The sequence below is a fragment of the Roseburia inulinivorans DSM 16841 genome (assembly GCF_000174195.1).
Taxonomy (GTDB): domain Bacteria; phylum Bacillota; class Clostridia; order Lachnospirales; family Lachnospiraceae; genus Roseburia; species Roseburia inulinivorans.
This window is the reverse complement of sequence record NZ_ACFY01000004.1, coordinates 53538-61552: the sequence shown is the minus strand read 5'-3', so window position 1 is coordinate 61552 and position 8015 is coordinate 53538. Positions and strand designations below refer to the sequence as shown.

Below are 8015 nucleotides of genomic sequence, written 5' to 3'. Positions count from 1 at the left end.
TCCGTCTGCCTTGTAATAATATGGGGTGCTGCGGCCGGGAGAAACCTCCAGAGCTAATAGATTTTTACCATCTTCCTGTAATGGTTTTAAGATAAACTGAGGTAATGGTGTGATACGTTCTTTGATTAAGCGGCTGATCGCTTCAGCATCCTTTTGAACATCGGACAAGCCGATAGGCTCCCGGTCATCGGAGACTCCGAAAAACAGAGTGCCGCCGATTCCATTGGAAAAGGCACTGACACTTTTTAACCAGCTTTTTGGCTTTTTTGTTTCGAGAGCAACTTTGAAATCACATTCGGTTGCTTCAGCAATGAGCTGTTCTATCATAGAAATCCCTCCTTTGAGGTTGTAGAATATTCTTTTTTATTATACCCAGCGGAGAAAGTTATTGCAACGATAGAAGCAAAGAGTTCAGCGAAAACAAAAATATTTATGAGAGGAGGACCTTCTATTATGGCAACTACAAGAATCATGCCGCTTCATGTCGGCAAAGGCCGCACAGAGAGTCGGGCAATCAGTGACATCATCGACTATGTGGCCAATCCAAAGAAAACAGATAACGGCAGGCTCATTACCGGCTATGCGTGTGACAGCCGGACTGCGGATGCGGAGTTCCTTCTGGCAAAGCGGCAGTACATTGCCGCTACCGGACGAGTGCGTGGTACAGATGATGTGATTGCCTATCATGTGCGCCAGTCCTTCCGCCCTGGTGAGATTACCCAGGAAGAAGCAAACCGGCTGGGCGTAGAATTTGCAAAGCGTTTTACTAAAGGCAATCATGCCTTTGTGGTCTGCACTCACATAGACAAGTCGCACATTCATAATCACATTATCTGGTCATCGGTCAGCTTAGAATATGACCGGAAGTTCCGAAACTTTTGGGGCAGCACCAAGGCGGTTCGTCGGCTAAGTGACACCATCTGTATTGAGAATGGACTGTCCATTGTAGAGAATCCGAAACTTCACGGAAAGAGCTATAACAAATGGCTGGGCGATCAGGCAAATCCATCTCACCGAGAGCTGCTTCGTGTGGCGATTGACAACGCATTATCACAAAGTCCTGCTGACTTTGAAGAACTGCTGAAGCTGTTGCGAGAATATGGTTGTGAAGTCTCAAAGCGCGGAAAATCGTATCGACTGAAACTCTCTGGTTGGGAGAAAGCCGCCCGCATGGACAGTCTGGGCGAAGGATATGGATTGGAAGATTTGCGGGCAGTTCTCTTAGGGAAGAAAGCACATACCCCGCGAAAGAAAACAGTCACACAGGCAGAGCCGCCGAAGGTCAATCTGCTGGTGGACATTCAGGCAAAATTGCAGGCTGGAAAAGGTGCTGGCTATGCGCGATGGGCTAAAGTTTTCAATCTGAAGCAAATGGCGCAGACCATGAATTACCTGTCAGAGAATAAACTGCTGGAGTATGCGGTTTTGGAAGAAAAGGCTGCGGCTGCCACGGCACATCACAATGAACTTTCGGCGCACATCAAAGCGGCTGAAAAGCGCATGGCAGAGATTGCTGTTCTGCGTACTCACATCGTAAATTATGCCAAGACCCGTGAGGTCTATGTGGCATACCGCAAGGCGGGCTACTCTAAGAAATTCCGGGAGGCACATGAGGAAGAAATCCTGCTCCACCAGGCTGCTAAGAATGCCTTTGATGAGATGGGCGTCAAGAAGCTGCCAAAGGTCAAAGAGTTACAGACAGAGTACGCAAAATTGCTGGAAGAAAAGAAAAAGACTTATTCCGAGTATCGGCGCTCCCGTGAAGAAATGAGGGAGCTTTTGACTGCAAAAGCAAATGTAGATCGAGTGCTGAAAATGGAGGTAGAACAGGATGTTGAAAAAGAAAAAGACCACGGCCAGCGGTAAGCTGGTCCTGGTCAAAAGCGTTCGCAGAACGCGCAGCCACAGAATGAAATTCTGTGTTCAAAGGGGCTTGGGGGCGCTGCCCTCAACAAGCAAGCGGAGAGGAAAATCACGGAGGGATTTTCTTCTCTGCGGGCCTGTGTGTATTAACACAGGCATTGCTTGCCTCTTTTCTCCGAAAATGAAAAGAACCAGTGAGAGAATCGTTAAATTTCACTCACTGGCTCAATTCGTTTCAAATTTTTTTGACAACTCTGTCAGTTCTTTCACCGTTTCCTGGGTGTGATGCAGCAGGGTGTCACGCATTTCTGGCGGACAGCTGGAATAAAGCATTTTCATCTGATTGACACCTTCATCCTCCAGAGAAACATCTGGATTTATAAGTGTATCTAAAGAGATATGCAGGACCTTGGCCAATGCTCTCAAAATCAAATAAGAAGGATTCATTTTCCCCTTTTCGATATTGGCGATTTGCTTTACAGAAACATGGCTCAAATCAGATAGCTCCTGTTGTGTTAGCTCTTTATTCTTTCGGGCTTCCCGCATTTTCTGCCCTAAAGCAGTTAAATCATCAATCGGCATAATCGTTCACCTCAATAACATTGTATCGTTCTGGTTTGTGCAAAGGAATAACCTAATTATGCCTGATGAACGGTAAGATTATGCTGATTTTTGTAGAGTAATAGGTAGGGATAAACTTGTATTCTTCGAGAAGACGAAATATAATATTTTAGGAGGTGCAAAATGGACTACATAACATTAAAAGAGGCAAGCCAAAAATGGAATGTTACGCCGCGCCAGATAAATTATTTGTGTACATCTGGGCGCATCCCCGGTGCTGTAAAAATGGCGACGATTTGGCTTATTCCTAAAAATGCAGAGAAGCCAGTAGACAGGCGGAGAAAAGAAAACAAATCTCAGTGAGGTTTCTGTGACATTTGGGTGATACACTGAAAATGAAGGAGTGTGATACCATGCGAATTTTAGTAGTCGAGGATGATCGACTTTTGAATAATACTTTATGCTATAACTTGAATACTGCGGGCTATGCGGTGGATTCTGCGCTGACAAAATCAGCGGCCGGTAGTTTCTTGACAGAGCAGGACTATGACCTAATTGTGCTGGATGTAAATTTGCCGGATGGGAACGGTTTTGACTTCTGCCGGGAGGTAAAAGAACGCCGTCCCGATACCGCTATTATCTTTCTGACCGCAAATGATATGGAAAGCGATATGCTCAAAGGGTATGAGCTGGGTGCAGAAGATTATGTGACAAAACCTTTCCCTATGAGTGTCTTTCAAAAGAAACTGGCGGTAGTGCTAGGGAGGCTGACAAAACAATATGGTGGTGATACTTATGAGGATGACATACTGACCATCAATTTTTCAGAAATGAGTGCTACTCTATCAGGAAAGCCACTTACATTCACACCACTGGAATATCGACTTTTGAAAATTCTGATGAAAAATCCACAGATTGTTTTGACCCGGCAAGTCTTGTTGGAAAAATTGTGGGACGCAGACGGAAATTTCGTGGATGAACACGCTCTGACTGCGGCTATCAGCCGGGTACGAAACAAAATTGAAACACCCGACCGTCAGTACATCAAAACGGTATATGGTATGGGTTATATGTGGATTGGAGGGGTGCTGAAATGAATGGGCGAAAACTCTCTGTCAACAAAGCCTGTCTCTTTTTAGCTGTTCTCCTGCTGGTGGCAATGGGGACGGTTTCAGCAGCTTTGTATGGGCTAACTCAGAATATAACCGCTGTCTGGTATGTAGTATTGTTCGGCATCTTTGTGCTGCTTTGCGCTGTTTGTTTTATGGTGCTGGTTCGGCGTAAACTGGCAATGTTCTCCGATAGCTTTTGTAGTCTGATAGATAATATGTTGTCCGGGAATATGCAGCCGAAACAGATTATTGAAGAAGAAAGTCTTTTCTATAAAATTGAATATCGGCTGAACCGTTTATATGAAGTCATGCAGGAAAACAAGAACAGCATTGCACAAGAACGGGCTGACCTGCAAGAACTGATTTCCGACATTTCTCATCAGGTCAAGACCCCGATTGCGAACTTGAAAATGATTAACAGCACCCTGCTTGAAAATGAAGTCCCTGTGCAAAAGCAAAAAGAGTTTCTTACAGCACAGGCCAGCCAACTTGATAAACTGGATTTTCTCATGCAGATGATGATTAAAACCTCTCGTCTGGAAGCAGGTGTCATTTCTCTGGAAAAGAAAAGCCAGCCGCTTTATGACACGCTTGCCGCCGCATTGGGCGGTATTCTTCTGAACGCCGAGAAAAAACAGATCAATGTTCAAGTGGACTGCCCGGAGAACTTGGTCGTTTCCCATGACAGAAAATGGACAGGTGAAGCATTGTTCAATATTTTGGACAATGCGGTGAAATATACGCCGGAGGGCGGTCAAATCCGTGTTTCGGTTGAAAGTTGGGAAATGTATGTGAAAATCGACATTGCAGATACAGGCATTGGCATTTCAGAACAGCATCAGGGAGCAATTTTCAAGCGTTTCTATCGAGAGGACATCGTACATGATGTAGATGGAATTGGTATTGGTCTATATCTGGCTCGTGAGATCGTAACCTTGCAAGGCGGTTATATCCGGGTAACATCCGAGGTTGGGAGGGGTTCAACTTTTTCCGTCTTTCTGCCTCGACAATAAAATAAGTACGCTAAAAAACAAAATGTCACAGACCTATGACATTTGAGATTTAATTAAACAGAGGTATTTTGTTTCCCGTGACATTTCTGTGAGGTTTACCTTTTATGATAGAGCCATCAAAAAGAAAGGGTGGTGTTCTATATGAACATATTACAAACGACAGATTTGAAGAAATATTACGGCACCGAACCGAACATTACAAAAGCATTGGATGGCGTGACCCTATCCATTGAGGAAGGTGAATTTGTTGCCATTGTTGGTACTTCCGGCAGCGGTAAGTCTACTTTGCTGAACATGATGGGCGGGTTAGATACGCCAACTTCCGGCAGTATTAAAGTAAAAGGGAAAGAATTATCGAAACTCAAGGATGAACAGCTTACCATCTTCCGCAGACGTAACATCGGGTTTATCTTTCAGAATTACAATCTTGTTCCTGTGCTGAATGTCTATGAAAATATTGTCCTGCCGGTGGAGCTGGATGGTGATACTGTGGACAAGCGGTTTATGGATGAAGTAGTGAAAATGCTGGCTCTCGATGGGAAGCTGAACAGTATGCCTAACAATCTGTCCGGCGGCCAGCAGCAGCGTGTAGCGATTGCCCGCGCCCTTGTTTCCAAACCAGCTATTATACTTGCAGATGAACCGACAGGCAATTTGGATAGCCGGACAAGTAGTGATGTTCTTGGTTTGCTGAAAGTTACAAGTCAGAAGTTCCATCAAACGCTTGTAATGATTACCCATAACAATGAAATTGCCCAGCTTGCCGACCGAATTATCCGTATTGAGGACGGAAAAATCGCACAGTGACAGGGGGTGACATTGATGGATGATATTTTATTTGGGAACAATAATCAGGCAACAATCAATCGTCTTGCCAAAAGAAGCTACCGCGCTAATAAGCAGAGAAATGTTTTCGTTACCATCGCATTATTCTTGACCGCCTTTATGATTACATCTGTATTTAGTTTGGGGTGCAGTTATTTTGAAACCTATCAAATGCAGCAAATTCGTGCGATGGGCACGACTGCGGATGTGGCAATTACAAGTCTCTCAGAAGAACAATATGAAGAATTGAGCCGATCCAGCTTGGTATCCGTAGTTGGTGTCAGTCAGAGATTGGGCAGCATTGATACATCTGGAATGGACGATGCCCTGCTGAGTATTACTTGGATAGACGAAACAGAATGGCAAGAACACCGTGTACCAACAATTTCGGATATACACGGAGATTATCCGCAAGCAAAAAATGAAATTATGCTACCTACATGGGCTTTGCGTGCAATGGGGATTGATGATCCACAGATAGGGATGAATATTTCCCTTTCCTATCAACTCGGAACAGATTATCAATATATCTCCGATGAATTTGTTTTGTCGGGCTATTATACAGATTATTCGGCTTCACGTGCAGGCAACCGTGGTGCCGCTTATGTTTCGGAGCTTTTTGCAACACAAACAGGGCTTCCCTTTGATAGTGTGTCTACCGCAATGATTTCTTTTTCTGATGACAGTAATGCCCTGCGATCCTGTGAAAAACTAAAACGGAAGATTTCGTTTACAGAAAGTCAGTCCTTTGAAATTGTACCTATTGCTCAGAGCAATTCCGCCACCATTGTTCTTCCACTGGCTGCTATTATCGTCTTTATCATTATCAGCGGCTATTTGCTGATTTATAACATTCTGTATATCTCAATTTCAAGAGATACACAATTCTATGGACAGCTTAAAACGATAGGCACGACAAAAAGACAAATCAAGCGGATCGTGCGTTCTCAAATATTCAGAACGGCGGTGATCGGTATTCCCAGCGGCCTGATTGTCGGTGGTATTGTTTCGCTTGGACTTGTTCCGTTTGCCATGAATATGATGTACTCAAGCGATACAGACCTTGGGGAGATAGTGTCCTTTTCCCCCATTATTTTTGCGGGTGCCGCAATCTTCACATTTTTTACTGCAATCATCGGCAGCATGAAACCAGCGAAAATAGCTGCAAGTATTTCTCCTGTTGCGGCTTCACGCTATACGGAGGCAAATACAAGGAGTTACCGAGATCATAAGAGCCATAGAACAAAATTATCTCGGATGGCACGAGATAATATTTTTAGAAACCCTAAAAGCGCTTTCCTTACTTTTGCGTCCTTATTTTTAGGCTTAATATTGTTTTTGGTTTCTGCTGGTCTACTATCAAGCCTAAGTCCCGACAATTTTGTAAATCAATGGGGAGAAAGTGATTTCGCATTGACTTACAGCATTTCCGAAGAAGGAAACCTGCTCTCTGATGAAATGTTGCAGCAAATTGAAACAATGCAGGGAATTGAAAATCTGCGCGTCACTTATTCTGCTTCACCGTGGCCCACTATGGATGTCATTTACGACGAAAATGTATTCGGGAAATATATTGATTCCTTGGATGGCGTATCAGGTCTTGATTTTTCAAATGCGGAAACACGAAAAAACTATACAGATAATTTTTGGAGCGGCGTTTACGGAATAGATTCCAGATATATCGAAGAACTTAATAAAACGCTTGATAAGCCTATTGACTTAACCGCCTTTGAAAAGGGAGAGTTGGTGGTTTTGTCCGCTATGACGGATGATGAGGGAAACCTATTGATTCAGCCAGGGCAAGCAATCACCGTTGTCGGTGAGTCCGGGGAACAGGTCTTTACAGTGGCAACTGGCTTTCTGGACGCTGATTTTCAGAGTGGTCGAGGAAATGAGAGAGGTACTGCCCCTGATTTGTATATCAGTAAGCAGGCAATAGAGAAGTTGTCTGGAGAAACCAAAATCTTTCGGATTGCTTTTGATACGATTGATAGCAGTTATGACAAAGGGATTATGGAGCAGCTTCAATCCATTACTGCTTCGTCACCGGGCATTACGATTCTGTCACGATATGAAAAGCAGCAAGAAATGGCCGGATATTTGCTGACCTCAAGGATTATAGCCGCAGGGTTGTCCGCTGTATTTTTGCTGATAGGAATTATGAATTTCATTAACACAATGGTTGTTAGTGTAAATACTCGGAAACATGAATTTGCAACACTTGAAAGTATAGGAATGACGAAAAAGCAAATTAGAAATGTATTGCTTTGGGAAGGCGTGTATTATTGGAGTATTTCTTTCCTACTGCTTGCCACACTGGGAACAGCGATATATATTCCAATATACTCAGCCTTTAGAAGAATGGTTCCTTATGCAGCTTTTCACTATCCTGTAATTTCTCTGTTGGTTGTCGCAGCTATTGTTTTGCTGGTCTGCTTGGCAACCCCCGTCATAACTTTCATGCAAAATGTTAAGCAAAGCGTTGTAGAGAGACTGCGGCAGAATTAAATATTTGCGATGAAAACCGGGAGATTATTCTCCCGGTTTTTCAAATCTCACAGGTTCGTGAGATTTCAGCCCATTATTCTGTCGAAACAGCGTGTGTCAGTGACATTTCTGTGAGGATTGCTTGTTAAGATAA

Annotated in this window: 8 protein-coding genes; 6 read left to right on the top strand and 2 right to left on the bottom strand. The window is 43.7% G+C overall.

Going from position 1 to position 8015, the window contains the following annotated elements; genetic code table 11:
• On the bottom strand, nucleotides 1-327 hold a 327-nt coding region (locus tag ROSEINA2194_RS00835; protein ID WP_007882190.1), incomplete at its 3' end, for an AlbA family DNA-binding domain-containing protein.
• Nucleotides 328-453: 126 nt separating this feature from the next.
• On the opposite strand from ROSEINA2194_RS00835, the gene ROSEINA2194_RS00830 reads away from it, so the two are divergent.
• Complete coding sequence (locus ROSEINA2194_RS00830) at nucleotides 454-1866, top strand: relaxase/mobilization nuclease domain-containing protein (protein WP_015516005.1); 1413 nt, start codon at nucleotides 454-456, stop codon at nucleotides 1864-1866.
• A 222-nt stretch (nucleotides 1867-2088) separates the two neighbouring features.
• On the opposite strand, the gene ROSEINA2194_RS00825 is transcribed toward ROSEINA2194_RS00830, so the two are convergent.
• Nucleotides 2089-2445, bottom strand: a complete 357-nt coding sequence (locus tag ROSEINA2194_RS00825; RefSeq protein ID WP_005335798.1) for a helix-turn-helix domain-containing protein — start codon at nucleotides 2443-2445, stop codon at nucleotides 2089-2091.
• A gap of 162 nt (nucleotides 2446-2607) precedes the next feature.
• Between ROSEINA2194_RS00825 and ROSEINA2194_RS00820 the strand changes: the two genes are divergently transcribed.
• The 5 genes from ROSEINA2194_RS00820 to ROSEINA2194_RS00800 all read left to right on the top strand — a co-directional run bounded on the left by ROSEINA2194_RS00820 (nucleotide 2608) and on the right by ROSEINA2194_RS00800 (nucleotide 7882).
• Entirely contained in the window at nucleotides 2608-2787 is a 180-nt protein-coding gene (locus ROSEINA2194_RS00820; RefSeq protein ID WP_005335797.1) for a hypothetical protein, read from the top strand.
• A gap of 50 nt (nucleotides 2788-2837) precedes the next feature.
• Nucleotides 2838-3521, top strand: coding sequence for a response regulator transcription factor (locus ROSEINA2194_RS00815; RefSeq protein WP_009322000.1), 684 nt, complete (start codon nucleotides 2838-2840; stop codon nucleotides 3519-3521).
• On the top strand, nucleotides 3518-4549 hold the full coding sequence (locus ROSEINA2194_RS00810) for a sensor histidine kinase (RefSeq protein WP_007882187.1): 1032 nt from the start codon (nucleotides 3518-3520) through the stop codon (nucleotides 4547-4549). The genes ROSEINA2194_RS00815 and ROSEINA2194_RS00810 overlap by 4 nt, the downstream gene beginning before the upstream one ends.
• Nucleotides 4550-4690: 141 nt before the next feature.
• On the top strand, nucleotides 4691-5356 hold the full coding sequence (locus ROSEINA2194_RS00805; protein ID WP_005335790.1) for an ABC transporter ATP-binding protein: 666 nt from the start codon (nucleotides 4691-4693) through the stop codon (nucleotides 5354-5356).
• Nucleotides 5357-5371: 15 nt separating this feature from the next.
• Nucleotides 5372-7882: an ABC transporter permease gene (locus ROSEINA2194_RS00800; protein ID WP_007882181.1), complete on the top strand. Its 2511-nt coding sequence runs from the start codon at nucleotides 5372-5374 to the stop codon at nucleotides 7880-7882.
• The last annotated feature ends 133 nt before the right edge of the window (nucleotides 7883-8015 follow it).